The organism is Sphingomonas sp. GW821-FHT02B09 (assembly GCF_059421875.1).
In genome coordinates, this window is the sequence record NZ_JBWKVV010000011.1 from 14,610 (window position 1) to 38,473 (window position 23,864).

Annotated in this window: 29 protein-coding genes; 25 read left to right on the forward strand and 4 right to left on the reverse strand. The window is 63.1% G+C overall.

Annotated features, from left to right (window positions below):
- The first annotated feature begins 4 nt into the window (after nt 1-4).
- From AC07U4_RS22805 to AC07U4_RS22840, 8 genes are all read left to right on the forward strand, one after another.
- Complete coding sequence (locus AC07U4_RS22805) at nt 5-190, forward strand: hypothetical protein (protein ID WP_495197240.1); 186 nt, start codon at nt 5-7, stop codon at nt 188-190.
- Nucleotides 187-1,029 carry a ferredoxin reductase domain-containing protein gene (locus AC07U4_RS22810; protein WP_495197241.1) on the forward strand — a complete coding sequence of 281 codons (843 nt, stop codon included), beginning with the start codon at nt 187-189 and terminating at the stop codon, nt 1,027-1,029. The genes AC07U4_RS22805 and AC07U4_RS22810 overlap by 4 nt, the downstream gene beginning before the upstream one ends.
- Nucleotides 1,030-1,035: 6 nt before the next feature.
- On the forward strand, nt 1,036-1,506 hold the full coding sequence (locus AC07U4_RS22815; protein WP_495197242.1) for a hypothetical protein: 471 nt from the start codon (nt 1,036-1,038) through the stop codon (nt 1,504-1,506).
- 861 nt (nt 1,507-2,367) lie between these two features.
- Nucleotides 2,368-2,811, forward strand: a complete 444-nt coding sequence (locus AC07U4_RS22820; protein WP_495197243.1) for a DUF736 domain-containing protein — start codon at nt 2,368-2,370, stop codon at nt 2,809-2,811.
- A gap of 80 nt (nt 2,812-2,891) precedes the next feature.
- Complete coding sequence (locus tag AC07U4_RS22825) at nt 2,892-4,055, forward strand: DUF2493 domain-containing protein (RefSeq protein WP_495197244.1); 1,164 nt, start codon at nt 2,892-2,894, stop codon at nt 4,053-4,055.
- 766 nt (nt 4,056-4,821) lie between these two features.
- On the forward strand, nt 4,822-5,181 hold the full coding sequence (locus tag AC07U4_RS22830; RefSeq protein WP_495197245.1) for a hypothetical protein: 360 nt from the start codon (nt 4,822-4,824) through the stop codon (nt 5,179-5,181).
- Nucleotides 5,182-5,514: 333 nt separating this feature from the next.
- The gene (locus AC07U4_RS22835; protein WP_495197246.1) at nt 5,515-5,811 is read left to right on the forward strand and encodes a hypothetical protein; all 297 of its coding nucleotides are present in this window, start codon (nt 5,515-5,517) and stop codon (nt 5,809-5,811) included.
- Between the two features lie 375 nt (nt 5,812-6,186).
- Nucleotides 6,187-6,768, forward strand: coding sequence for a hypothetical protein (locus AC07U4_RS22840; RefSeq protein WP_495197247.1), 582 nt, complete (start codon nt 6,187-6,189; stop codon nt 6,766-6,768).
- Nucleotides 6,769-6,942: 174 nt separating this feature from the next.
- Here AC07U4_RS22840 and AC07U4_RS22845 read toward each other — a convergent pair whose 3' ends face one another.
- Nucleotides 6,943-7,167, reverse strand: a complete 225-nt coding sequence (locus tag AC07U4_RS22845) for a hypothetical protein (protein ID WP_495197248.1) — start codon at nt 7,165-7,167, stop codon at nt 6,943-6,945.
- A gap of 114 nt (nt 7,168-7,281) precedes the next feature.
- Between AC07U4_RS22845 and AC07U4_RS22850 the strand changes: the two genes are divergently transcribed.
- The 14 genes from AC07U4_RS22850 (at nt 7,282) to AC07U4_RS22915 (ending at nt 19,990) form a co-directional block, all read left to right on the forward strand.
- The gene (locus AC07U4_RS22850; protein ID WP_495197249.1) at nt 7,282-7,449 is read left to right on the forward strand and encodes a hypothetical protein; all 168 of its coding nucleotides are present in this window, start codon (nt 7,282-7,284) and stop codon (nt 7,447-7,449) included.
- Between the two features lie 260 nt (nt 7,450-7,709).
- On the forward strand, nt 7,710-8,000 hold the full coding sequence (locus AC07U4_RS22855; RefSeq protein ID WP_495197250.1) for a hypothetical protein: 291 nt from the start codon (nt 7,710-7,712) through the stop codon (nt 7,998-8,000).
- On the forward strand, nt 7,990-10,338 hold the full coding sequence (locus tag AC07U4_RS22860; RefSeq protein WP_495197251.1) for a type IV secretion system DNA-binding domain-containing protein: 2,349 nt from the start codon (nt 7,990-7,992) through the stop codon (nt 10,336-10,338). Before AC07U4_RS22855 ends, AC07U4_RS22860 begins: the two co-directional genes overlap by 11 nt.
- A gap of 2 nt (nt 10,339-10,340) precedes the next feature.
- Entirely contained in the window at nt 10,341-13,580 is a 3,240-nt protein-coding gene (gene mobF / locus AC07U4_RS22865) for a MobF family relaxase (protein WP_495197252.1), read from the forward strand.
- A gap of 115 nt (nt 13,581-13,695) precedes the next feature.
- Entirely contained in the window at nt 13,696-14,400 is a 705-nt protein-coding gene (locus AC07U4_RS22870) for a hypothetical protein (protein ID WP_495197253.1), read from the forward strand.
- Nucleotides 14,400-14,849, forward strand: a complete 450-nt coding sequence (locus tag AC07U4_RS22875; protein ID WP_495197254.1) for a hypothetical protein — start codon at nt 14,400-14,402, stop codon at nt 14,847-14,849. The genes AC07U4_RS22870 and AC07U4_RS22875 overlap by 1 nt, the downstream gene beginning before the upstream one ends.
- A 38-nt stretch (nt 14,850-14,887) precedes the next feature.
- Nucleotides 14,888-16,072, forward strand: coding sequence for a nuclease-related domain-containing protein (locus AC07U4_RS22880; RefSeq protein WP_495197255.1), 1,185 nt, complete (start codon nt 14,888-14,890; stop codon nt 16,070-16,072).
- A 4-nt stretch (nt 16,073-16,076) separates the two neighbouring features.
- Nucleotides 16,077-16,364 carry a hypothetical protein gene (locus AC07U4_RS22885; protein ID WP_495197256.1) on the forward strand — a complete coding sequence of 96 codons (288 nt, stop codon included), beginning with the start codon at nt 16,077-16,079 and terminating at the stop codon, nt 16,362-16,364.
- Nucleotides 16,351-17,115, forward strand: coding sequence for a hypothetical protein (locus tag AC07U4_RS22890; RefSeq protein WP_495197257.1), 765 nt, complete (start codon nt 16,351-16,353; stop codon nt 17,113-17,115). The genes AC07U4_RS22885 and AC07U4_RS22890 overlap by 14 nt, the downstream gene beginning before the upstream one ends.
- A gap of 14 nt (nt 17,116-17,129) precedes the next feature.
- Nucleotides 17,130-17,972 (forward strand): CsgG/HfaB family protein, encoded by an 843-nt coding sequence (locus tag AC07U4_RS22895; RefSeq protein ID WP_495197258.1) that lies wholly within the window; start codon nt 17,130-17,132, stop codon nt 17,970-17,972.
- A gap of 68 nt (nt 17,973-18,040) precedes the next feature.
- Nucleotides 18,041-18,352 carry a hypothetical protein gene (locus AC07U4_RS22900; RefSeq protein ID WP_495197259.1) on the forward strand — a complete coding sequence of 104 codons (312 nt, stop codon included), beginning with the start codon at nt 18,041-18,043 and terminating at the stop codon, nt 18,350-18,352.
- 235 nt (nt 18,353-18,587) lie between these two features.
- On the forward strand, nt 18,588-18,833 hold the full coding sequence (locus AC07U4_RS22905) for a hypothetical protein (RefSeq protein WP_495197260.1): 246 nt from the start codon (nt 18,588-18,590) through the stop codon (nt 18,831-18,833).
- A gap of 195 nt (nt 18,834-19,028) precedes the next feature.
- Nucleotides 19,029-19,718: a ParA family protein gene (locus AC07U4_RS22910; RefSeq protein ID WP_495197261.1), complete on the forward strand. Its 690-nt coding sequence runs from the start codon at nt 19,029-19,031 to the stop codon at nt 19,716-19,718.
- The gene (locus AC07U4_RS22915) at nt 19,715-19,990 is read left to right on the forward strand and encodes a hypothetical protein (protein WP_495197262.1); all 276 of its coding nucleotides are present in this window, start codon (nt 19,715-19,717) and stop codon (nt 19,988-19,990) included. Before AC07U4_RS22910 ends, AC07U4_RS22915 begins: the two co-directional genes overlap by 4 nt.
- Nucleotides 19,991-20,009: 19 nt before the next feature.
- Here the strand turns inward: AC07U4_RS22915 and AC07U4_RS22920 are convergent, their stop codons facing one another.
- On the reverse strand, nt 20,010-20,567 hold the full coding sequence (locus AC07U4_RS22920) for a hypothetical protein (RefSeq protein ID WP_495197263.1): 558 nt from the start codon (nt 20,565-20,567) through the stop codon (nt 20,010-20,012).
- Nucleotides 20,568-20,734: 167 nt separating this feature from the next.
- Here AC07U4_RS22920 and AC07U4_RS22925 point away from each other — a divergent pair, with 167 nt between their 5' ends.
- Genes AC07U4_RS22925 through AC07U4_RS22935 form a run of 3 tightly spaced genes read left to right on the forward strand, consistent with a single transcriptional unit; the run spans nt 20,735 to nt 22,519 of the window.
- Nucleotides 20,735-21,121 (forward strand): hypothetical protein, encoded by a 387-nt coding sequence (locus AC07U4_RS22925; protein WP_495197264.1) that lies wholly within the window; start codon nt 20,735-20,737, stop codon nt 21,119-21,121.
- Nucleotides 21,118-22,176 (forward strand): site-specific integrase, encoded by a 1,059-nt coding sequence (locus AC07U4_RS22930; RefSeq protein WP_495197265.1) that lies wholly within the window; start codon nt 21,118-21,120, stop codon nt 22,174-22,176. The genes AC07U4_RS22925 and AC07U4_RS22930 overlap by 4 nt, the downstream gene beginning before the upstream one ends.
- 25 nt (nt 22,177-22,201) lie before the next feature.
- Nucleotides 22,202-22,519 carry a hypothetical protein gene (locus AC07U4_RS22935; RefSeq protein WP_495197266.1) on the forward strand — a complete coding sequence of 106 codons (318 nt, stop codon included), beginning with the start codon at nt 22,202-22,204 and terminating at the stop codon, nt 22,517-22,519.
- 33 nt (nt 22,520-22,552) lie between these two features.
- Here AC07U4_RS22935 and AC07U4_RS22940 read toward each other — a convergent pair whose 3' ends face one another.
- Entirely contained in the window at nt 22,553-23,200 is a 648-nt protein-coding gene (locus AC07U4_RS22940; RefSeq protein ID WP_495197267.1) for a hypothetical protein, read from the reverse strand.
- Between the two features lie 93 nt (nt 23,201-23,293).
- Nucleotides 23,294-23,722, reverse strand: a complete 429-nt coding sequence (locus tag AC07U4_RS22945; RefSeq protein WP_495197268.1) for a hypothetical protein — start codon at nt 23,720-23,722, stop codon at nt 23,294-23,296.
- Nucleotides 23,723-23,864 lie beyond the last annotated feature (142 nt).

Consider the following 23,864-nt stretch of genomic DNA (forward strand, 5'->3'; position numbering starts at 1 on the left):
GGCAATGATCCTGACCATCGACCAACAGCGCACCGCCGGCGCGGCCGCCCGCAAAGTCGGTGGATATGCAGAGTTGATCCGCCTTGAACGCGAACGTCGCGCTGCCAAAGGCAAGGGGCACGTTCAGCGCGAAACCGGCACGAATAGATTCGTCTTCACCGGCGCGAGCATCGAAACCCGGTCTGAATGAACCTCACGCTCGGCGTTCTGGCCAGTGTCCTGGCCTTACTGCCCGGGCTGGCACTGATCGCTGCCTTCAACTTCACCACCCGCCGTGGCGGCGCACGTCGCCCCGAAATGCAGCTCACCGCCATCACCGCACTCGTGCTGGCCGTCTTCCTTTCCATCCTCACCCATCTGTTCGCCTATCTGGTCATCGATGCGATCCTCGCGTTCGCTCAAGCCATAGCGACACTCTCTCCCCTCTCTGCTGGCCCGGTTATCCGGAATCCCCTGGCCGCCGGGTTTGAGGCCCTGGGTGACAAACCGCTGGCGGTTCCGGAAGGATTGGGACTGCTCGCAACCCTCATTGCCGAGGTTCTCGTGGTCGCGAACTTCACCACGAGCCGCGGCTTCCGCCTCATGATCGACACCATCGACTACAATGGTCAGGGTTGGGTCTTCGAGCACATCACCCGGCCCGCCGAGAATGGCTACACCCCCATCGGCCACGTCTATACCTCGACCATGAGCGGCCGGTTCGGCATCGCCTACAAGGGCGCGGTCACCGACATCCGCCAGGACGAGAAGGGACAGGTCCTCTCCATCGCCCTCTCCCGACCCGAGCGTTTCCTTTACGAGATCGGTCAGGAAACTCGCGCTCCGTCCCCGGTTAGAGGTCGGTGGCCCTTCCAGGACCGCAGTGGTCGAACCCGACGAAGGTGCGGCCATCCGGCACCACAACAAGGAGACCGCTGGCGGTGTCGTCTCGCTCGATGCCCGCGTCATCAACAACATCGTCGTCCACTGCATCGCCAACAGCCTTCTACAGGACATCGACGACAACCTTCCCGAACTGACCGAAAGTGAAGGCGAGTGACCCACGATCTGGCGACGCTCGCCGGTTACGCCACCAGCCTCCCGCTTGGCTTGGGGCTGCTCGCGATCGCTGTTATCGCAGCGCGAAGTTTGCTGTCCGATCTTTGGAAGTTCTTCTTCGTGCACGAGCTTCACTCAAGGCTCGAGGTCGCATCGACAATCTTTGCGCTTTCGGTTGTACCGCCCATGGTTCTGTACCTCGCCTTCTTCCAGTCAGCGGGTTTAGAGGCCGCAGTCTTCCTGTGCTTTGCGATGGTCCCTACATCGGCGTGGCAAGGTCTTGCCTGGTGGACGTGGCTCCACGATGATCGCGCGACGCGTCGAGCGGCATTGGAGATCGCGATCGAACGAGCCGACCACTATCGAGAGCCGCCGCCCCGCATCGACCAGAAAACGCCGTGGAAGGATTATGTCTTCGATGTCGAAACTGCTCGGAGGCGTCTTGAATACGAGCCGCCACCCATCTGATGAAATGATCGCCCGTATGTCGCGATCGTGATGCCGTAATGTCCTCTCCTCGTGGCAGTGCATGTTGGGGGCCACCCCGCCCGATGGGCGGGGCCGGGCTCTAGTCGGCAAGAGCCGACCGGAGCCCCGCAAGAGCGGGTCTCCGCCGCAAGCGGTCACGATCCCTTGTCCGACGTCCTGAAACGCCTCCACGGGCCTCCTGCGGCCATTTGCGCGGATGATGTGAGGCAGGGGCGGGTCTCCCCTCCCACGTCGCACCCAGGACCAACGACACCGCCGGCAGCCTGCGGCTGTGGAATCATGCGCTTGCGCGCATGATGATTGTTTGTTGGGCCAATGATCTCATCGCACCCTTCGCCGTCTCTCAGTGTCTCTGCGTGCCAGACCCGTCCGACGGGGTCGGCGTCAAAGGGGAATTGCCAGCAAGCTGGCAATGCTTTTGTTTGTTTGAAGACGCCTCAACAAGAATACCGGGCCTAAAGGCCCTACGGTTTCCACCGCTAAAGCGGCGGAGCCTCCGTCATTCGTGTTGACCCCGCCGGCCGTGCCTGCCTCTTGAGCCCCTGCGAGGACGGCTCCGGGTGCGATGAGATCACAGGCCGGGGCTACGCCCCCCAAACATCGTACCTGTTCATCTGAATTGCTCGCTACCGCGATCAATGCGTTTTTGTGTTTGTTAGTTACGCTCCCTAGTCGGGAGCTATTTATGCTCGGACTCACCGTGTACGATGACTTTAGTGTCAAGAAATCAATGCGCTTCAATACTTGGAGGGGAGGGGGTAAAAGAAAGATGCCGGAAGGGGAAAGGCCCCAAGCACCGGCAAGAGGGGGACAGGCCCCCGCCTAGATGGAGTAAGTATTATGAACATCGGTCAGTTCAAGTCGCAGAGCGGTCAGCTTATCGGTTCGATCGCCACCGCCACCATCGACTTGGCGCGCTTGGGTCTCCGCCCGGTCGAAAGCACCAACGAGCGCGCCCCCGCCTTCGAAATCGTCGTCCTGAACGTCGCCCGCCGCTGGGTGCAGATCGGCGCGCTGTGGGAGTTGACCAGCAACGCCACCGGCGAGGTTTTCTATCAAGGCAAGCTGGACGACCCGAGCCTGCCGGAGCCGCTGCAAATCTCGCTCTTCGGGAACGTCGAGGAAGGCTATCGCGTCGTCTGGAACCGCCCGCAGCCGCGCCGCGAGAACATGGACGGCAGCCGTCAGACCCGCCGCAAGGCGAATGCCGATGACGGGTTCGGCAGCGGCAACGCCACCGAGAACGGCCAGCTGGCGGAAACGGACGAAGTGCCCGCCTTCTAAGACCCCATCCGAGACGGGCGGGGAGAGCGGCTGAAACGCTCCCCCGACCCTAATCGCCATCCCTGCCAAAGGTACGAACCATGACCAAGAAAACGACCTCCGAGCGCTTTAACAGCTTTTCCGACATGGGCGAAGCCCTCGGCAAAGCCAGCGCCGCCCGCGCCGACGCCGCGCGCAAGGGCTGGGAAACCCGCCGCAACAACGCCGCCCGTGCCGACACGCACGATTGCGACCCCGCCGACGATGCCGCCGAGCATGACGCCGCCAGCGATGACCGCGCGGCCGAGATCGCGGAGAGCATCGCCGAGGCGACCGCGACGACCAACTTTCAGGAAGCGTTCGGCGACGTCGGCGCGCTGTCCATCGTCGAGATTGGCGGCGACGCCCAAGAACTCGACATGCCCGAGCCGATCGAGGCGCAGCACGATTGCGCGGCGATCATGGCGACCCTGTTCGACCTGTTCCGCGATACGCGCCTTGAGCCGAGCGCACAGGCGATTGCATGGGGCTTCGTCAACTCGTTCTACTTCGAGGCTCAGAAGCTGGAACGCGAGGAAGACCGGCTTTGCGCCGACCTTGGCGAGATGACCCGCCGCTATGACCCGTCCGAGATTTACGCGGTCGAGATGGAGGAATTGCAGCTACGCGCGCAGACGATGACCGAGCGCCGCGCCGCGATCGAATGTATGCGCGACTATGCCGCCGACTGCTACCGCGCACAGACCGGCCACCCATGGTCCCCGGCGCGCGGATCGAAGGTTTCGAGCGGAGGCACCGCCAGCCAGATTGCAGCCGTGGACTTCCTGAAAGCGCGCGCGATGGACCACCGCGAGAAGCGCAACCCGACCGGTCCGCTTGTCGTCTTTTCCGGCGGTCAGGAGTGGCACGACTTCCAGCAGCTTTGGGACCGCCTCGACCAGATCAAGGCGCGCGTGCCGCACATGACGCTTTGCACGACCGCACAGCGCAAGGGCTGCGATATGATCGCGGCAGCATGGGCGGCGAGCCGTGGCGTGACCGTGGTTGCCTTCACCCCGCAAACGGGCCGCTATGGCAACCGCGCCGGGTTCGTCCGCAACGAGCAGCTTGCAAAGCTGGCCCCGGTGGAAGCGATCGTTTGTCAGGGTTCCGGGCTGCAATCGAACCTGTTGCAGGTACTGAAAGCCGCCCGCGTCCCGACCCACGCTTTCCGCATCGACGGACAGACACCCGCCCCCGCAACCAATCGCCAAGCGCGCGGTTAACCTCTTAGGGCGGCGCGCCCCCCCCTTCGCGCCGCCCTTCCCCTTTTCTTGGCAGGAACCACTAGGCCAGCGACGGGTGACCCCCGGCGCTGGCCCTTTTCCGTCAGCGTCGCTTGTGGGGGGAACCCTACGGTTCCCCCCACGCCAGTCGAGCGGCCGCGCGGCACCCTTGGCACGGCCCCGTCGGGCCGCGCCTGGTCGCCGCGCGACCGCTCGACTTCCCCCCTCCGGTAAGGCGCTGCCGCAGCTGCGTGGCGATCGCGGGCAAGCTGGTCGATGATCGTGCGAATGGCCAGCGCGGCCCCGGCTCGCTCGCGTCGGTCAGGCCCTTCGGCCTGCCCTGGCTACGCCTCGGCCGGGGGAGCGCCAGCGCGGGCATCGAGCCCGCCCCGGCGTTGCCACGCGGCACCCTTGGCACGGCCCCGCCGGGCCGCACCTCGGCACCGCGCGTCGGGATCCAGATCATGGGCGCGGCACCCGCTCGCTCGCATCGGTCCGGCCCTTCGGCCTCCCCTTGCTACGCCTCGACCGGCCAAGCGCGGAACCGGGCATCGAGCCCGGTCCCGCGCTGCTGCCGCGGGGAATATTTGTCTCTCTGTAGTCCCATCATGGCGGCCGGGGCGGCAGGCCTCAAGGACGGCGGGGCCCCACCATTTTGCTACGCAAAATCGTGACCCCCACCGCCGCTGACGCGGCCGCTGCGCGGTCCTTGACCCCTGCCGCCCCGGCCACCGGGAGGACTTCGTCATCGACGAAGGAGGATCACATGTACAACGTCTCGGAAGCATACGGTCACAACCACAACCCGTTCGGCGTCTACGACATGGACGACGCCGCGCTGGCCTCTCGCGCACGCGGTCTATCGTCGGAAATCGGCTCGCTGATGCGCTCTCTTAATCGGTTCGAAGACTTCTGCGATCGGATCGACCTGAAGGCGCTTGGAGAGCACACCGTCGAGGCCATGTACGACACCGCGTGCGGCACCGACTGGCGGGTGCGCGAAGCCGGCGAGGAGCTGGACGCTGTCGAGGGAGAACTGCGGTCACGGCAAGAAGCCGAGGCGCAGCCGGAGAGCCTGTACAACCCGGATCGCATGAATGATCCCAACTGGTTCTGGAACTTCTGACGGGGGCCGCGCGCCCCCTTTTTCATCGGCCCGTCCGACCCGGCTCGCTCGCATCGGTCCGGCCCTTCGGCCTCCCCTTGCTACGCCTCGGCGGGCCAAGCGCGGAACCGGGCATCGAGCCCGGTCCCGCGCAGCTGCCGCGGGGAAAACTCTCTCTCAAGTCGTCCCAGTCTGTCGGCCGGGGTGGCGAGCCTCAAGGACGGCGGGGCCCCACCATTTTGCTACGCAAAATCGTGACCCCCACCGCCGCTGACGCGGCCGCTTCGCGGTCCTTGACCCTCGCCGCCCCGACCGACGCGTGATCTCCGTCACCAAGACGAAGGAGGAACAGATATGGAGGTTGTATTGTTCAGGGCGCTCACAGAGGCTAATATCGATGCCGATACGGCCCAGAGGGTCGTCGACGCACTCGAGGAGCACATCGACGTGGCGGTAGGACAGGCAAACAAGGCGCTCGAAGGCAAACTCGATGGGCACACCGCCCGTTTCGATGCCATCAAAACCAGCATGGACGGCTTCAAGGGCGCGGTCGATCAGATGCGGGTCTGGCTCATCATCGTGACGAGCATCATCGCCATCTGCGCACTCGCCGGGACCGTCCTCGGCGTGGTCAACCAGATCACCAAGTAACGTTCGGAGGGGCTTCGGCTCCTCCTTCTTCGTCGGGGCTGCTCGGGCGACCGTGCAGCCCTTTTTGCCGCCTGTCGTACACACCTGCCCAACCCGGCTCGCTCGCTGCGGTACGGCCCTGCGGGCCTCCCCTCGCTACGCATCGACCGGGCAAGCGCCGGAGCGGGCATCGAGCCCGCCCCGGCGCTGCTGCCGCGGTTTTCCGGCCGGTCGAAGGATCTTCGCCGGCCCAGCTCGCTCGCCCGTGCGCAGCGGCCGGTCGGCCCCGCGCGTGCTACGCCTCGCGGGCTGACCGTCACGCCCTGTCGAGACGTTCCGAGCCCTCTCCGGAGAGAAGAGGGAAAGGGAGATGCGGTTTCAACGAAGGAGGTCACGATGACCATCACTTTCCGCATCGAAAACGGCAACAGCATCCTCCCGCCCAAGGCGGCGGTCATCACCCCCGAGCAGCTCGGATCGCTTCGCGATCTCCTCGCTGAAATGTCGCTTCATTCGGGTTGCGCGATGCTGCTGCCGATCGCCGGCGTCACCGGCGACCCGACCTTCGAACTGGAGGCCCGCATTTGCCCTCTCGCCCTTGCTGTCGTGTCGAAATGCTTCGACCATGACGTCGACGTGATCGCCGTTCTGGAGGAGGCGCAATACCTCGGTCGAAGGGTCCGCATCTGGCAGGAACGACGGGGCGGCGACATCAGGATCAGGGTCTCGCTGACGCCTGATGCGGCACCACAACTGGCTGTGACCGAGGCCAATGCAATGAAGCTTCTCGACCGGCTCGGGCTCGATCGGAAACGTGCCGGCGCGGTCGCGATGGCCGAGCTTCGGGATCGGCTTACCGACCCCCGGATCAGGCGTCGCCTCGACGCCGATTTGGACCTCGCCAACACCGTCGAGACGCTCACTGCCATGGCAGCCCTGAAACCGGTCGAGGGCGAGTATATGTTGGCGTGGATCTGACCGGCTCCCGACCCACTGAAGAACGCACATGGGACGCCCAGCCTGACGGCTGGCGTCCCATTTTTTTGCCTGTTGATGCCAAGCCGGCTTCGCCGCTTGCCGTTGAAATGAGAATGGCCGCACGGGGTAGCAGACCCGTGCGGCCATTGGCGTCGATCTCGATCTCGAACCGTCTCAGGCTTTCGCCGTGATCCGCTTCTCGACCTCATCCACACCCAGCGTCTTCACCGCCTCCATCCACCGCTCCAGTCGATCCAGCGGAAGCTTGAAAAGCCCTGCCTTTTCGACCGTCCCGATCGCCGTGTCCCGCTGCCTTTTCAGATGCGCCTTGCGACGCTCATCCAGCTTGCGTTGCTCGGCCTCGATCGCGGCCATTTCAGCGTCCAGTGACTTCGCCATTTTCCTTACCTTCCGGTCAGGCTGATCGGGCTCTGAACGCCCCGGATATAACCAGCGATCGACCGCTCGAAAAGAGCGGGACCGGAGCAAACCACCTCGCCCAAGGAACCCCCCATGACGATCATCGCCGAACGGGCCAATGACACCCGCGCGAAGCGCAGGATTGATCCAGCATTCCGCCATCACGGCGGGCCTTCACCCCATGGAAAACCGGGTGACCTTCACATCGACCGGAACGAAGAAGAAGGGCAGAACAACACGGAGGAACCGGGACTACAGTAGAGCACACCGAACGCAAGCTTCGCTTGCCCTTTTCCCTGTGTTTGCAGATACTTAGGCAGCTAGGAGAGGCGTGCACCCGCCCGCACCCGTTCTGCGACCCGTTTGCACCCGTTTCAAAACTACGCTTTTCCGCCATTAGCACGGGTTCGAGCAGGTGCGTGCTTTTTCGCCGAACTGCTCGTGAGGATTGCCAACCAGCCTCCTGGCAACTATAGAGTGCAGCGCGAAGTAGCCACCATCCTCCCTGCTAGGAGGTTGGTTTGAAGCGTTCCAAACATACTCGAACCGTAAGGTTTGAACCCGACGATTATAGTCGGCTCGAAAAGCTTGCTCGCGACCAAAACAAGCCGGTTGCCGAGCTCGTGCGGGCCGCGATCGTCACATTTCTTGATGGTCAACCCAAGCTCTCTGCAAGCCAGCTTCGTCACCTGCGTGTGACCGAGTTCATGCAGGTCGCGATGGATGCGATCATCCGCAATGACTACCCGGAGCTACGCGAGACGCTGGTCCTCGAAGCCGACCGTCGCATGAAGCTTCACCATGGCGCGTGATGACCCTAAAACGCCGCGCCAGCAGCCGCGCACGGACATCCGCAGCGATGGGCGTCCGATCCCGCAAACCCACCATTCCGCACGCGGCGATGCGCCCCGCAACTCGGGCAATTTCACCCGCGGAAGCCAGCTCCTCAACACCCAGGTTCTCATGTGGCTGCAGGGCATCAAGATGCCCGTCTACATGTGGCTCGGCGTCTTCGCGATCGCCTACTTCACCATCCTCTCGTTCACCCTCGACGAGAACAACGTCCAGCTCATCTGCATGCGCATTCTCTCGTCACTCTGGGACTGGGTCGCCCTCGACGAAATGAAGCAGGTCAACCTGCGCCTGCCCGACAACAGCGTGCGGCACACCTACATGGGCTATGTCCCCTTCGTCCCCGAGGTCATCCTTGCCTGGCACAAGGCGGTGAAAGGCCTCCTCGGGTCGCTGGCCGTCGCCACCTTCCTGACTGCGCCACTGTCGATCTGGTACGTCGATTTCTCCGCCCGTCGCGGTAAGGCGATGATCCAGGAACGCCACGAACGGGGCGCCATGCTGGTCGAGCGCGACCTGCTCTATTCCGAGGTCGCCGCGCACAACAAGGCGGAGTTCGTGAAGGAGGCGGCCCGGCTCTTTCCGGACAAGAAGCCCGAGGAGGTGCTGAAGCTACCGTTCAAGGCGCGCAAACTGGGTGGCATCCACCACCCCTACAGCGTCGCCGGCATCCCCTTCCCCCACCGGCTCGAGCAGTCGCACTTCATGACGCTCGGCACCACCGGCTCGGGCAAGACCACCGTCTTTCGCAAGCTCCTCCAGCAGATGCGAGAGCGAGACGATAGCGCCGTCGTGTTCGACCTGACCGGTGCCTATGTCGAGGCGTTCTACGACTCCGAACGCGACACCATTCTCAACCCCGCCGACGCCCGCTGTCCGGCCTGGACGATCTTCAACGACTGCCATTCCTATAGCGACTTCACCGCCGCTGCGGGTGCGCTGATCCCGTCCGATGGCGGTGCGTCCGACCCCTTCTGGGCACTCGCGGCACGCACCCTGTTTATCGAAATGTGCATGAAGCTCATCGAGAAGGGTCTGACCTCGAACGCCGCGCTCGCGGACAACCTGATGACCGCTGACCTCAAGCTGGTCCACAAGCACCTCGCCCACACCATCGCGGATCCGATTACCGCGCCCGAAGCGGCCAAGATGGCGGAGTCGATCCGGGCCGTTTTCAATACCAATGCACAGGTCCTGCGCTTCCTGCCGGACGAAGGGCCGCAATACTCGATCCGCGACTGGATGACGGGCGAGAAGAAGCCCGGCTCGATCCTCTTCATCACCTCCAACTACACCGACCTGGACATGAACCGGGCGCTCCTCACGCTGTGGTCGAACCTAGCGATCCACTCGCTGATGACGATGAAGAAAACCCGCGATCTGCGGACCTGGTTCGTGTTCGACGAGATCGGCGCGTTGCATCGCCTCCCGGCCATCGAAAGCGGGCTTCAGACCGCGCGGAACTTCGGTGGCGCGATGGTCCTCGGGCTCCACTCGTTCGACAAGCTGGTGCATGTCTATGGAGAGGAAAATGCTCGCAACCTGTCGTCACTCGCGCGGACGAAACTCATCCTCGCCGCGGCCGACCTCGACACCGCCGAGCAGGGTGCCCGGTACATCGGTAACCGCGAGATCCGGCAGATGGATGAGGGCTATAGCTACGGGTATAACAACACCCGTGACGCCTCGACCCTGACGCCCCGCAAACAGGTCGAGCCGCTCGTCATTCCCGATGACATCATGAACCTGCCGCAGCTGCATGGGTTCGTGAAATTTCCAGACGGCTTCCCTGCCGCCCGCATCCGCCTCGAGTGGGAACATTACCCGACCGTCGCGGAAGGGTTCATCCGGCGCAAACCCGGCAAGCCGGACGAGCCTGGTGCGAGTGTGCGCGGAAGAGGTGGAAAGCCGCAGGGTGGTGGCGGCGACGACGTGGGGCGTGGTGAGGCGCCCGGCCTCGAAGAACCGGACGCATCGCCTGCCAACGTCGCGAACAATTTCGCGACCAACATCCTGTCGCAGCCGACCGAAAGCGAGATCGACAATCAGCGCGATGGTAAGCCGGTCGAGCCCCCTACCCAGGTCCAACCGCAGGCGCTGATCGAGGATCTGCGCGGACGGTCGTCGGAGGGTGATCGAGCCGATCGTTCGCGCTCGCCTGATGACCATTCCGTCGCCAGTCGCGGACACGATAGCCAGCGCGATCGCGAGGAGGAGAAGCAGGCGGAGCAACAGACTGAGGACCTGTCGATCCGGGAGGCGCGGGATGCCTTTCCAGAAGACGGTTACGGCATGTAACGATGCACTCGATCGCGACCGTCAAATCCGCCTCGGGTGCGGCGAAATATTTCACCAACGACGACTTCGTCAGCGGGGAATATTACACCGACGAGAAGGCTCTGGATGTCAGCATGTGGGGCGGTGGAGGCGCGGCCGCAGCCGGCCTCTCCGGTGCCGTCTCACAGGAGACCTTCGCCAAGGTGCTCGGCGGTGAGCTGCCCTCGGGTGAGCGGGTCGTGGACCAGAAGGCGTCACGCCGGCCGGGCTACGACCTGACCTTCTCCGCGCCGAAGTCGGTGTCGGTGATGGCCTATATCGCCGGCGACAAGCGCATCCTCGGTCCTGATGGAGCACAGACCAAGGCGGTCCAGCAGACGATGGCATGGATCGAGAAGAATCTTGCCGAGACCCGCATCACCAAGGACGGCAAGACCGAGACGGTGAAGACCGGCAATCTGGTCTACGCGCTGTTCCAGCACGACACGAGCCGCGCACTCGATCCGCAGACCCACGATCACGCGATCGTCGCCAACATGACGAAGGGGCCGGATGGCAAGATGCACGCCCTCCATGCCGATCGGATCTGGTCGAGCAACAGCGTTATCGGCTCGATCTACCATGCCTTCCTGCGCGAGGAGCTGGAGAAGCTGGGATACAAGACCGAGCTGACCGGAAAGCACGGCACCTTCGAGATCGTCGGCGTCCCGAAGGAGGTGATGGCGGAGTTCAGCCAGCGCCGCGCTGACATCATCGCCGCAGCCGAGAAGCTCGGCATCAAGAGCATGCAGGGGCTGCGCGAGGTGACCGCCCGGACACGAGATCCCAAGCTGCGTGGCGTCGATCGCGAGGATAATTTCAAGGACTGGATCGACCGTGCCGCGGCGATCGGCTTCACAGGCAAGGATCTCCTCGCCGAGGCGGAGCGGGCGTCCAGGGCGCAGGACGGCACGACCTTCGATCGCGGCTACCAGACCATTGTCGATGCGGTGAATGTCGCTCGCGAGACCGTTGCCGGCTTGCTGCGCTCACCGGATCCGCTGGTCGACCGTGGCCTTGTCCGGATGGTGCAAACGACCGGCCAGGCGAACGCGCAACTCGCGGTCGCCTCCGCGATCCGCATCCTCGGCCAGCGCGAGGCGGCCTTCGAGGTCGACCAGGTCAGCAAGAAGGCCCTCGACCTCGGGCTGAAGGGCGTGACGATCGATCATGTCGAGGCGCGCATCGATCGGCTGATCAAAAAGGAAAAGCTCCTGCCCGGCAAGATCGAGGTCAATGGCAAGACCGTTGCCGCGGTGACCACGCAGGAAGCGCTCAAGACCGAAATGTCGATCCTTGCGATCGTAGATGCCGGCAAGGGCCAGACGACCTCGATCGTCGCCGCGGCCGATGCGCCCGACCGGCTGCAGGCCGCCTCCCCGTTCGAGCTCAACCCGGGTCAGCTCGCGGCCGCCACGCTGCTGGTGTCGAGCACCGACCGTATCGTGGTCGTGCAGGGCGTCGCCGGCGCCGGCAAGTCGACCATGCTGCAGGCGACCGCCGCGGTCGCGCGCCAGGAGGGCAAGCGCGTGCTCGGCCTCGCCTTCCAGAACAAGATGGTCACCGACCTGCGGCAGGGTTTGAAGCCGCGCGAGATGTCGGTCGAGGACATGCGGGCGGCCGGTGTCGAGGCCCAGACAATCGCCTCGTTCATCATCGAAAACCAGAAGCACGTCGACAACCCCAACACGCCCGAGGCGCAGGCGAAGCGCGCGGAGATGAAGGAAACCCTCATCGTAATCGACGAGACGTCGATGGTCTCCGACACCCAGATGCTGAAGCTGCTCACCATCGCGAACGCGCTCGGCAACGAGCATATCGGCGAGATCGGCGATCGCCGGCAGCTACAACCGATCGATCGCGGCAAGTCCTTTTCTGCGCAGCAGGCCGCCGGCGTCACCATGGCGCGGATGGACGAGAACATCCGCCAGCGTACCGACCAGCTGCGCACTGTCGCGGCGCTGACCAACGCCGGCAAGGCGAGCCAGGCGCTGCGCGTGCTCGGCGACAAGGTCATCGAGGACAGCAACCCGGCCGAGAAGGCCGCCGACCTTTGGCTGGCGCTGCCGGCGGAAGAGCGTGCGATCACCGCGATCTTCGCTTCCGGCAAGGAAGCACGCGAGACCATCAATAAGGCCGTGCAGGAGGGCTTGCTGAAGGAGGGCATGCTGAAGGGTGATGGCCTGTTCGTCACTGTCCATAAGCCCCTCGGTCTGACCAACGAGGAGCTGCGTTACGCGCAATTCTACAAGCCCGGTCAGACGCTTCACGTCACGGGTAGCGTTCGAGAAATAAGCCTTCGCCACGGGGCGGCCGAGGTGAAGCGTGTGTTCGCCAACGGCAAGGTCGAGATCCGGACCGAGCGTGACGGCCAGCGCATCACCTTCAAGCCACAGCGCATCGATCCGCTGAACGAAAACAACCGTATGGCGCTGACCACGCTAGAGACGGTCAGGATTTTCGAAGGCGATCGCATCCGCTGGACAGCGACGGACAAGGACCGCGGCATCGACAATGCGGCGATGGCGACCATCACCGCGATCGAGGGCGGCCGGGTCACCGTGGAGCTGGCGTCGAAGGAGACGCTGACGCTTGAGAAAGGCGACCCGATGTTGTCGCGGCTCGACCTCGCCTATTCGCTCAACGCGCACATGGCGCAGGGTGTTACCTCCGAGAAGGCGATCGGGGTGATGCAGAGCTTCGAGAGCAACCTGTCCAACCAGCTTTTGACCAACGTCGTCGTAACTCGCGTCCGCGACGACCTCATCATGGTCGTCGACAACCAGGAGAAGCTGGAACGCCAGCTCGACCGCAACCCCGGCAACAAGACCTCATCGATGGAAAGCCTCGGCCTTCTCGATATCGACGGATCTGCCTCCAAGACCAAGGACGCCGACGAGGCGCTTAGCAAGGCGATGGAGAGTCTTGACAGGGCCGACAACGAGCCGATCCTGATCGATCCCGCCAGCCTCGACATGACGGACCTCCCACCGATGGGAGAGTCGACCACGGATTATTCTGACGTCTGGAACCTCGATGGCGCCATGCCGTCGCTTGAGCACACGGACGATGCCGATCGGCGCGGCCCTCGCGGCGATCGCAAGGACGACGGGATCGGTCTGCCGCCACCAGAACACGACGACCTGAGCGCCCTCCCCGCGATGCCCGGCCACGTCGAACAGATCCGGGGCCTCCCCGAAAAGAACCTCAGTCTGGACATGTGACGATGACCCACGACCGCAGCACCGACCTTCGAGCTTTCGGGAACACAGGCGCGCGGGCGCGCACATGGCCCGGAAAGCCGCAATCTCGACCATCAACCACCAACGGGGAACAGCAATGACCGACACGTTTGTCCTGATCGGTAGCGCCGACAGCATTCCCGCGCGTGAAATCGACTGCGCGCTTAGCACCGGCCAACGCGACGAGCTCGTCGTTATCGTCGACGAAGGCGACCGTCTTTCGGCCGCTCATGCCAGACCAGGCGTCGACAGGATCATCGACCTGCGACGCGGGAACTGGGACTTCTTCGCCGATCATAAGACCAGCTTCGGCTTTACCCACGCTGTCGACATGCTGTTGCCGCGGGAGCCTGAAAAGCCATGGAAGGGCGAAGGCCGGCGGATGATCCTAACCGAACTTCTCGCGCGGGAAGCACGGTTGCGGCGCCCCACGCTCCGCCATCTCGGAAAGATGCTAGGGGACCTCAAGGCGGTGGATGCATGCCGGCTAGCGGAGATCGACACGGACGATCTCAACAATGACGAACTGGATGAGATCGCCAACTCGTTGACCTCAAGCTACTATTATAACTTCGACGCCGCCGAGTGGGACCGGCGAATAAAGCTGGTCTCTATCGCCGACTGGCTCGCGGGCGGTCCGGGGACGATCCTGTTCGTCAACGGTTACACCCGGGGCCACCGGCCAGATGCAATCGGCAACGCGCTTCTCGCCGCCATCCGCGATCATACGGCATTGGCCGGGGGTGAGATCGACTCCGTCGCTTATGCTGATGTCGCCGAGCCGCTGAAGGTTGCGGCGTGATGGCCGCCTTTCAGTTCGCAGTTCGATCAACCTATTTCCCGGCCGATAGCCACGCCGCGAGGCTGGACGCGATCGGCAAGGAGATCGACCAAGTTCGCGCTGCGATGAGGTTGTTGTGCGGCACCTCACCCGACGACCCCATCCGGCGCGCCGGCAATATGCTGGCTTCGATCTCCGCAGCTCACTTCGATGAAGCGGCACGACTACGGCATAAAGAGCCGACGCCGGTAGCAGTGAATGCGTCAGTCAAACGCCAGCAGCGCCTTCTTTTGGGGGCAGTTGCCCTGGTGCTAGCTGTCCTCTCGCTCACCTGGCTGTCTTCGGGCGACGACGGATATCGAGATCGCCGCCCTTCCCCCGTCGGTGAGCGCGAATTTGTGCGCCGACCGCACTCAGAGCAGGAATGGGTCGCGCAAACCGAGAGACGGTTTGAGGTTCGCGAGCGATGATCGTCAAGCCATCCACAAAGGCTGATGAGTGTGCCGCCATGTCGGCTTTCATCGATACCGCTGGCTTCGATCAGCTGCACGAGCGGGCGCGGAAGAACGCGATGGTTCGCCGGCGCGGATTGGAGGGTGAGCGCTCGACCGCGCACATTCTTGACCGCCACTTCCACGACGCGCCCAACCACGCGCTGCTGCACGATCTGCGGCTGCCCGACGGTATCGGCGGTTACGCGCAGTTCGACCACGTCATCCTCTCGCGCCTTTCGCGTACCGCGGCGGTCATCGAGGTGAAGAACTATCGCGGCCGCTTGTCGAAGAACGAACATGACGAATGGCTCGTTTGGTACGAGGGCCGGCGCCGCCCGATCGATATCCCGAACCCGCTTGCTCAGGCCCGACGTCAGAAGGAGGTGCTGCGCGCGTGGCTGAGAGCCAGAAGCCACGACATCGCGTTCGAAACCATCGGCGCCTTCGTCATCATCCCGCCGGATTGCTCGATCGACCGGTCGAAAATCGGTGCCGACGTCGCAATCTACAAGGCGGACAACTTCATTGCCGCCTGGACGACCTTCGGGGGGATAACGCCGCTCGGCCGGCTCTTCTCGACCGGCGTGTCCGCGAAGACGCTGCTGTCGATCGGAGCCCAGCTGGCCGGCGATCACCAGCCCGATCCGCGCAGCATCGAGGAGATGATCGGCGTGCGGTCGTCTCGCCCTGCCGGCGAGCAGGTATCGACGATGGTCCGCTCGAGCATTGCTCCGGACACTACAATCGGGACAGTGGACGACGATCCTGCGGATGATGACATCGGTGAAGACGTACAGGACGCCTCGCCGCCCCAGCTTGAGCCTGAGGCTGCACCGATGGCACCGGAGCGACCTCTGGAGCCAGAGCCAGCGCCATCGTCCATTCCGCCGTCAGGGAAGGCGTCAGCCAAAAGCGAGGTCATACCAGGTATCTACGAACGGACGCTGCCCGATGGGCGTGTAGCCTTCCTCGCCGACCACGATGACGCCTCGCGCGATCGCCTGCGCCGGGCATGCGAGGGAGTGGCGCGCTGGAACCCGGTCTTTCGTAACTGGCTGAGCGATACCGCGGGCGCCTTGGCAATCCGCAATGCCTTGCAGTCAACGCCTCTGCCGCCGGCCACCGGCGACACGGCGGACGTGTCTTCCATACCGAACTGTCAGGGTCGCGTGGAGGGCGGAAGCCATGTCGCAGGATAGAGCGATGCCATCGACCGCGACACAAGTCGGATCGGACGCCCCCGCCGACGTCGATCTGGCCGACAGCTTCCGTACACAGTCATTCCACCTGATGGAGGCACACCCGATCGCCGCTGCCCACCTGGTGCTTGCCGCAGCCTCGATCGCACCAACGTGCGCGGCTGAGCAGGATGTCGCGGACGAGTTCGCCTACGCGATCGCCGACTTTGCCCAGCAGCTCGGGATCCTTCACCGCCGCGCCGTCAGCCGTCGGGAGCAGGAAGCGGCGGGAGGTGCTCATGGGCCTCGATGATCGCGACTATATGCGCGACCGCTATCGCCAGCGTCAGGGAGCAGCGCCGGGTAAGACGCAGTGGAACGACAAGAAGGCCAGGCGCGAGGAGCTTCGTGACGGACATCGCAAGGCGGTGCCCCTTGGAAGCGCGAGCTGGATCGGAGGGGGCGGCAACGGAAGCGGCAGCGGTGGCGGAGGCGCATGGTTCGATAGCGCCAATCGCGGCTTCGACTATCAGAAGAACCGCTACCGCCCCACGCCCCGGCCGCGAGCGCATCGGGCAGGAAAATGGATTCTTCTGCTATCCTCGCTGACGATCCTTATCCCGGCCTACCGGGAGGCAAAGCGCTCTGGCTGGATCCCCGACCGCGAGGTGGAGCTGCCCTTCCCCGCTTCAGGCACCGTCACGGTCAACGACAGCGTCGACCCGAAGACGGCGATATCCAGAATCGAGGTGACAGCGGCACAGGCAAATGCTGTCGTGCAGCTATTCGATCGCAAGACCGATGCGCATGTCATCTCGGTCTATGTGAACCGGAACGAGGACGTATCCGTGCCGGTGCCGCCAGGAACCTACCGGATGAGGATTGTCGAGGGGGACAAGTGGCACGGCCTGACGACCTGGTTTGGCGCATCGACCACGTATGAAACGGTGGTGCGGCCGATGGTCTTCACTCGCCGGCGATTTCACATGATCGACCTGCACCGCTCGCCGGCCGGCAATCTCCACACCAGCATCAACATCACCAACCCGAAACCACTCAACTGAACAGGGGGACTACCATGTACAGGACAATCGCAATCATTGGGATGCTCGCGATCGCCGCGGCTCCGGCAGCCGCCCAGAAGCTCGGGAAAGGCGGCATGGGCGTCGACGAGACGACGGAGGTGCCGCGCTGCGATCGTCCGCTCGGCACGATCGCGCTGGTCGAGGAGCAAAGCGCCGCCAGCCCGACCGACGGGCTGCCCGCCGGTATGGCGGCGCTGATCCGGATGGCGGAGGCACAGAATGGCGGTAGCCAGCGTGTGGACCCCCTGCCCCTCCTCAAATTGCTCGTCGCGCAGAGCGGCTGCTTCCAGATTGTCGACCGCGGCGAAGGCTTCGATGCCCTCCAGCGCGAACGCCAGCTGGCGGCCGGCGGCTCAGTGGCAGGCGCCAACAACCAGGCGACCTTGAAGGCAGCGGACTACCTGCTGCAGGCAAAGGTTCTGTATTCCGACAACGACTCTGGCGGCAGCGGTGGTGGTCTCGGCTCGATGTTCCCGGGCGGCCTTGGCTTCAAGCAGAAGGTCAAGGCGAGCCAGACCATGCTGACGCTGGTCGAGGTCAAGACGGGCATTCAGCAGGCCGTGGCGACTGGCTCTGCACGCAAGAAGGACCTTTCGATCATTGGCGGCGGCATCCTGACGAACGCTGGCGTTGGCGCGCTGGGTGGAAACTACACCTCGACCGACATGGGCAAAATCACCTCGCTCGCCATGCTCGATGCCCTGAGGAAGCTCATGACGCAGGCTCAAAGCCGCCTGACGCCAGCAGCCGCCCAGACGGCGCCCCCCGCACCGTCGGCGCCTGCGACCCCTGTAGCCGCACCCTCGGCCGCAACGGCAGGTACTCCGAAGCGATAGAGAAGAGGGGGGAGGGAGGGGAGAGAGGCTGCGATAGCCCCTCTCCCTCCAACCAACAGGCCGCTGTGATGTTGACGCAAACCGATCTATTTGAGTCTGCAGAAACCGTCGACGATGGCGCCGCATCGGTAGTCACGCATCAGCTGCGAGAGCCGATCGCGGTGCCATGCGGTTTCCGCGACCGGCATAACAATCCATGCCAACGACTGGGGAATTGGCCGATCATGGATGGGGCGCAGCAGATGCTTTGTCGCGGCAGGCCGATGATCCACTGCGACGCCGCCTGCTTCAGGGGCGATCCCCCTGCCCTCAATCACGATCTTGGCGGGGACGACGTTGCTTGGGACAACCAGGAAGGCGAGTATGGCGACAACCATTGACGTCGCTGAAGTCTACGGCGCGGGCACGGGTCGGACGCTCGGCCTCATACCAAATCCAGATGTCAGGTGCCCATGCTGCGCTGACATCGTCCAGCGTCTTCCAGCGCCAAGGAAGATCGAGCCGTGTCAAAGGTGCAAACGTCCGCTGATGCTTGTGATAATCATAAGACGCCCCAAATACTACCGGCTCTGCAATGTCATTGATTTATTAGGCTCAGCCTACGGGCTTGTGACAATGCTTATCATCCTGTCCTTCGTGCTTTCAGAAATGGATCCCCGCACCTTCGCGAAAGCGGTGACGATCTTACTTTTCGCGATTGGTTCGCTGCTGCTGGTCGACGGAACCCTAAGCGTGAAAACAGCTATCGACCGCACATGGCAAACTACTAGCAGCGGCTTGGTGGCTAGGTCCTTGGGCATCGTCAAAACGATGGGCGGCGTCATCGCGATAGCCCTCGTCATAGTCGGTCTGCGAATATGATCCGCAAGCTAGCGCATGCTATCCCATGCTACTCCAAGCTAGCCGACCGTAGAAAAACCTAGCGTAGCGTCGCCTACCATAAGCTAGCCTAGGCTAGGATACCGTAGCCTATCATAGGGTATTGATCGGGATGATCCGCTACGCTAGGATAGCTGTCGCTAGCATGTGCTAGGTACTGCTATCAGGAGTTTGGCGATGGCCGTTGTGACGTTTGCGAACTCGAAGGGCGGATCAGGCAAAACCACCTCAGCCTTGATACTTGCGTGCGAGTTGGCGGAGCATGCAACTGTGTGCCTGATAGACGCCGACCCTCGGCGCCCGTTGACGACTTGGGCTACGCTTCCGGGGAAGCCAGCACGCCTGACTGTAGTTACCAACTCGTCGGAGAAGACGATCTTGGACGAGATCGACGCTGCGAGTGCAAAGAACCAGTTTGTCATAGTCGACCTCGAAGGAACGGCGTCGCGCCTGACAAGCTACGCCATTAGTCAATCCGACCTCGTGGTTATACCGATGAAAGAGCAGCAACAGGACGCGCTCGCCGCGATCGATGTAATCCAAGAACTTAAGCGAGATATGAAGGCGGTGAGGCGAACGATCCCGTTCGCTGTGCTATTCACGCAAACACGAGTTGTAGCTAAGTCCCGTACAGCCCGATTTGTCTCCGGGCAGTTTAAGGCCAACGACAAAACGCCCGTCTTCGAGACTGAAATCCACGATCGAGATGCCTATTCTGCAATATTCTCGGTAGGCGGCGGTCCGCGTGGCTTGTCGGCACGAGACGTCAACAATGTCGAAGCTGCTATCCGAAACGCATCCGATTTTGCCGCCGAGGTAGTAGCGATGCTCCGCGCGCACGGAGCCAATCAGAAGAGGGTGGCATGACAGACTCTGCACGCAAGGCGCTTGATTTTGGCGGCCTGGATGACTTCCAACCGATCCAGCCCGCTGAACGGCAGGACGCTGGTCCAGACGAACAACGCCGCGTAGTCGATCGCGCGTCCGCATTCCCGAGCCGAGAGGCGGATGCCGAGAGCCAATTGAACATCCGGGCCTCCAGTGAGATGCTTGCGCGCTTCAAGGCAGCCGCCAAGAAGGAGCGCTACACGTACGGTGCCTTTCTGGAGATCCTGTTGAATAACTACGAAGGGCGGTGACGCTGAAAACGCTGTCGCATTACGACCCTGCGTAATGCTCTTGGATCAGCTGGATTTGCTGATCGTGGTAATCGGCGTTGGTCTCCGCCTCCTGATAGGACGGGTCCAGCTCATCCGCGAGATCATAGAAGGCGGGGGAGGGGCGGGACGTGCCATTGCGCACGACCATCGCGGTTAGCAGGAAGCCATGCGTCTCAAAGCTGGTACGGGAGATCGCGCCGAGGATATGGCCAATGATCTTGCGGTCGTTCGGCACAGTCGTCTTGCGGCCAACGGTGCCCATCACCGGATTGTAGGAGAGCGTCGCGGTCCCACGCCGCGCCTCGATCTCCAACAACCGGGTGATCGTCGCGACCTCATCGTCCCACTCACGAAGCTGCTGCTGGACGGACGCTACGGTGACATACCGCGTGCGGTCGATCGCGATCGCCACCAGCTTGCCGGCCCGCACGCGCGCCTCGATGGCGCTGCGGCCGACGTCGAGCCCATCGGCCGCAACTTGGAAGGGGATGCAGGCGAGGGCCGGATCGGCAGCGGCGGCAATGACGTACTCGCGCGCGGTGACAAACTGCCTCATAACGGTTCCCCTATGTGGCGGATCGCTTATGAAGCCAATCCGTCACGTAAACAATGCCGTTTTGTACGAAGTCCACGTATTGCTGCGCTTGCGTGGTAGCGATAAGGTTGTTTCCTGCTACTACGACGCGGTTCGTTCCAAAGCGTGGCAAAAGGGCCGATCCGAGCATGACTAAGGCTGCAAATGCCAAAATGATCGCTTCCGGAAGAGCGAAGCCGTCAGCACGTAAACGGCGCGGCGGGCTTGAACGCCCGGATACACCGCGCACGCCGCGCGACGATGACGAACCTTCCGGATTGGTAAAGGTGTTCGGCATCCTGCTCGATATGGACCGCCGTGGTGAGATCGGCCGCATTATCGAGCGCTGGCCGGTGACCTCGCTGTCCGAACTGCGCGATGCGATCGACGCGGCGATCGAGGTGGTGAAGGAAGCCGGGGGCGACGACATCGGTTTGGGACCATTCGATGTCGTGCTGTCTCACTTCCCGCGTGGCGAGGGCGAACCGTACCGGGTGAGGTTCAAAAATCCTCGCCAGCCCTTGGAAGAAGCATGACGGGCAACGCGGAAGGGGAGGAAAGCGGCGGGGCAGGGCGAACGACCGTCGCGCTAATCGCGGCCGAGCGTGGCGCGGAGCAACCGCTGCTGAACGGCATCACGGTGGAGGATGACACCCGGGTGAAGGCGTATGTCGCGCGTGCCTCGGCCGCGTCGACCATCAAGGCCTACCGTTCGGACTGGCAGCTGTTCACCGCCTGGTGCGCGGCGCGCGGCTATCCGCCGCTCCCGGCGACCCCCGCGGTGACCAGCGCCTATCTCGCCGAGATCGCCGACATCGGCACGACCTTCTCCGCGGGGCGGCCGCTCGCCAAGGCCTCGATCGAACGCCGCCTGGCCGCGATCGTGTTCGTCCACCGCGCGGCCGGCGTCGAGCCGCCCACCACGCAACCCGGTGCCGCCACCCTCACCACGATGATGCGCGGGATCCGCAACGCCAGGCGCGCCGACAAGCCGGGCAGCAAACGGCCCGCCGATGCCGACGTGCTGCGCGACATCCTGCGCGGGATTACCGGCGACAGCATGGTCGACCTGCGCGACCGGGCGCTGCTCACCATGGGGATGATGGGCGCGTTCCGCCGCTCGGAGCTGGTCGGGATTCGGATCGAGGACGTCGTGCCGCATCCGCGCGGGCTGTCGGTGACGATTCCTTTCTCGAAGACCGACCAGGACGGCAAAGGTCAGTCTGTCGCGATCTTGGAGGGCCGGCGGATCGAGCCGGTGCGCCATTACCGGGCTTGGTTGAAGGCCGCGGGGATCAGCGAGGGCAGGGTGTTCCGCCGGCTTACCCCCCACGGCCGCGTCACCGACACCGCGCTCAGCGAGCAATCGGTGGCGCTGGTGGTCAAGAAGCGCGCTGCGGCGGTCGGCTATGATCCAGCGCTGTTCGCTGGCCATTCCCTGCGCGCAGGCTTTCTGACAGAAGCGGGTCGCACCGGCGCCACTTTGTTCAAGATGAAGGAGCATAGCCGGCATAAGTCGATCGAGATGCTGGCGACCTACGTCCGCGACGAGGAGGCGTTCCGTAATCACGCGGCCGAAGGCTTCGCATAACCGAAGGTTGGAAGAGGACGGGACGATGAGCGGGGAAATTACGGTATCGGCCGCTGGGATCGCCGAGTTGAGCGTCCAGACTGGCGATGAGCTGATCCGCAAGATGCGGGAGATCGTTCAGGACATCGAAAACCTCTACCGCCCGGCGAGGGTAATGATGCCGCCCGACAAGGTAGGGGCCGATCCGGTGTTGCTTGCGCTGTACGGTGCCCGCGACAACCTGATCGAAGCCGAAAATTGCATTCTCAGGATCGGGCTGGAACCTGTAACCGAAGATTTGACGGACTCAGTGCAGAGCGTCGATCTCGACTTCCACGACGTATTTGGCCATCGCAAACCGTAGGGTCTTCGCTCTGACCGACGGGCGCGCTGCGCTTCAGGCAGTCAGATTCACCGATCCGCCTTTTACCTCGATAAGGCTCGTGTCGATCCGGAGCGCTTTCGGATCGCTCTGACCCTCAAGGAGCCGGTCGAACAACGATTTCATCTTACCTTTCTCGTCAGCAGGCTTCGGATCCGCATTGATGATGCGATCACCCATCTCGAGCATGGCTTCATTCCAGCCAAGCGCATCTTTGACATCCTGCGGAAGTGCGGGGTACATCGCCTTCACCGCTCTCGCGTGATCGCCAGGACTCCCTGCGAAGGGGTTCAATGCTGTCGCCATACGGCCGGCTAATTCCGCGTGAGCCGTCAGGCTTTCATCCTTTGTGAATCCTTGCCCTTTTACGACTGCCGCCAATTCCCGATCCGATAATCCCGAAACATCAAGGTGACGGCCACCATAGGTGGTATCCATGACAATGTTAGTGCCGGACGCTTTTGCTTTCGCATAATCCGCGTCCAGCTTCTGGCGGGCAGAGTCGCGGAAGGACGCCGAAACGGCAGGTTTGGTGCTATTTACGCCAGCGGATGCCGGAGCGGATGTCGCGTCGCTGGTCTTCGAGCCGCTTACATTTTCCTGTGGCCGGACCGGTAGGGCGGCCGGCCGATAGAAACCCGTGATGCTGTTTGCAATCTGCATGGGACCGGCCTTCTGACAATCCGATACGGATAGTTGCCACAAAGTAGTTAATCAAAGGCGAAGCCCGGCGCTCTTGCACCGGGCTTCCCAGGGTCACTGAATGCGAACGGTTCCGCTATAGACACCGGTGGTGGTGCTGAACGAGTTGGTGGTGATGGTGCAGCGCGCGCCGCCGGACGACGACTGCACGGTCGGCTGGGTGCTGTAATACGCCGGCGCGCCCGTGATCGGATTTGCGGGGTTGTAGAAGCTGTTGAGCCCGAAGCGGCAGACCTTCGAACCACTCGTATACTGGAACGAGACGGCCGAAGTGTCTCCGCAGTTTACCTGGGAGACGCCAGAGGTCGCGCCTGCAGCGACTGGGGCAAGCGCCGGATTGATGACGCCACACGTATTTTGATAGGTGGGCGACGCAACGGCATTGGTGCTGTTCTGCGTACGCCAGCTGACCGTTGCCGCCTGAGCCGAGGTTGCCGCGACGAGCCCGAAGGCAGGCACTGCGAAAAGCGCAATCTTCTTCATCACCGATTCTCCCGTGTCATGGGCAAATGGATTCGCCCATGATGCGAAGCATATTAGAAGAACAGGTATTTTCAAGAGCCGGATAACGTTATTAGATTCGTAATGAACCTGAAACGCGATTGTCGCAAAGGTAGAAGCTGCG

Excerpts from the sequence above, each read along its gene's own strand:
- AC07U4_RS22805 (WP_495197240.1), top strand. The coding sequence starts at position 5 with ATGATCCTGACCATCGACCAACAGCGCACCGCCGGCGCGGCCGCCCGC.
- AC07U4_RS22810 (WP_495197241.1), top strand. The coding sequence starts at position 187 with ATGAACCTCACGCTCGGCGTTCTGGCCAGTGTCCTGGCCTTACTGCCC.
- AC07U4_RS22820 (WP_495197243.1), top strand. The coding sequence starts at position 2,368 with ATGAACATCGGTCAGTTCAAGTCGCAGAGCGGTCAGCTTATCGGTTCG.
- AC07U4_RS22825 (WP_495197244.1), top strand. The coding sequence starts at position 2,892 with ATGACCAAGAAAACGACCTCCGAGCGCTTTAACAGCTTTTCCGACATG.
- AC07U4_RS22830 (WP_495197245.1), top strand. The coding sequence starts at position 4,822 with ATGTACAACGTCTCGGAAGCATACGGTCACAACCACAACCCGTTCGGC.
- AC07U4_RS22835 (WP_495197246.1), top strand. The coding sequence starts at position 5,515 with ATGGAGGTTGTATTGTTCAGGGCGCTCACAGAGGCTAATATCGATGCC.
- AC07U4_RS22840 (WP_495197247.1), top strand. The coding sequence starts at position 6,187 with ATGACCATCACTTTCCGCATCGAAAACGGCAACAGCATCCTCCCGCCC.
- AC07U4_RS22845 (WP_495197248.1), bottom strand. The coding sequence starts at position 7,167 with ATGGCGAAGTCACTGGACGCTGAAATGGCCGCGATCGAGGCCGAGCAA.
- AC07U4_RS22850 (WP_495197249.1), top strand. The coding sequence starts at position 7,282 with ATGACGATCATCGCCGAACGGGCCAATGACACCCGCGCGAAGCGCAGG.
- AC07U4_RS22860 (WP_495197251.1), top strand. The coding sequence starts at position 7,990 with ATGGCGCGTGATGACCCTAAAACGCCGCGCCAGCAGCCGCGCACGGAC.
- mobF (WP_495197252.1), top strand. The coding sequence starts at position 10,341 with ATGCACTCGATCGCGACCGTCAAATCCGCCTCGGGTGCGGCGAAATAT.
- AC07U4_RS22870 (WP_495197253.1), top strand. The coding sequence starts at position 13,696 with ATGACCGACACGTTTGTCCTGATCGGTAGCGCCGACAGCATTCCCGCG.
- AC07U4_RS22875 (WP_495197254.1), top strand. The coding sequence starts at position 14,400 with ATGGCCGCCTTTCAGTTCGCAGTTCGATCAACCTATTTCCCGGCCGAT.
- AC07U4_RS22880 (WP_495197255.1), top strand. The coding sequence starts at position 14,888 with ATGTCGGCTTTCATCGATACCGCTGGCTTCGATCAGCTGCACGAGCGG.
- AC07U4_RS22885 (WP_495197256.1), top strand. The coding sequence starts at position 16,077 with ATGCCATCGACCGCGACACAAGTCGGATCGGACGCCCCCGCCGACGTC.
- AC07U4_RS22890 (WP_495197257.1), top strand. The coding sequence starts at position 16,351 with ATGGGCCTCGATGATCGCGACTATATGCGCGACCGCTATCGCCAGCGT.
- AC07U4_RS22895 (WP_495197258.1), top strand. The coding sequence starts at position 17,130 with ATGTACAGGACAATCGCAATCATTGGGATGCTCGCGATCGCCGCGGCT.
- AC07U4_RS22900 (WP_495197259.1), top strand. The coding sequence starts at position 18,041 with ATGTTGACGCAAACCGATCTATTTGAGTCTGCAGAAACCGTCGACGAT.
- AC07U4_RS22905 (WP_495197260.1), top strand. The coding sequence starts at position 18,588 with ATGCTTATCATCCTGTCCTTCGTGCTTTCAGAAATGGATCCCCGCACC.
- AC07U4_RS22910 (WP_495197261.1), top strand. The coding sequence starts at position 19,029 with ATGGCCGTTGTGACGTTTGCGAACTCGAAGGGCGGATCAGGCAAAACC.
- AC07U4_RS22915 (WP_495197262.1), top strand. The coding sequence starts at position 19,715 with ATGACAGACTCTGCACGCAAGGCGCTTGATTTTGGCGGCCTGGATGAC.
- AC07U4_RS22920 (WP_495197263.1), bottom strand. The coding sequence starts at position 20,567 with ATGAGGCAGTTTGTCACCGCGCGCGAGTACGTCATTGCCGCCGCTGCC.
- AC07U4_RS22925 (WP_495197264.1), top strand. The coding sequence starts at position 20,735 with ATGACTAAGGCTGCAAATGCCAAAATGATCGCTTCCGGAAGAGCGAAG.
- AC07U4_RS22930 (WP_495197265.1), top strand. The coding sequence starts at position 21,118 with ATGACGGGCAACGCGGAAGGGGAGGAAAGCGGCGGGGCAGGGCGAACG.
- AC07U4_RS22935 (WP_495197266.1), top strand. The coding sequence starts at position 22,202 with ATGAGCGGGGAAATTACGGTATCGGCCGCTGGGATCGCCGAGTTGAGC.
- AC07U4_RS22940 (WP_495197267.1), bottom strand. The coding sequence starts at position 23,200 with ATGCAGATTGCAAACAGCATCACGGGTTTCTATCGGCCGGCCGCCCTA.
- AC07U4_RS22945 (WP_495197268.1), bottom strand. The coding sequence starts at position 23,722 with ATGAAGAAGATTGCGCTTTTCGCAGTGCCTGCCTTCGGGCTCGTCGCG.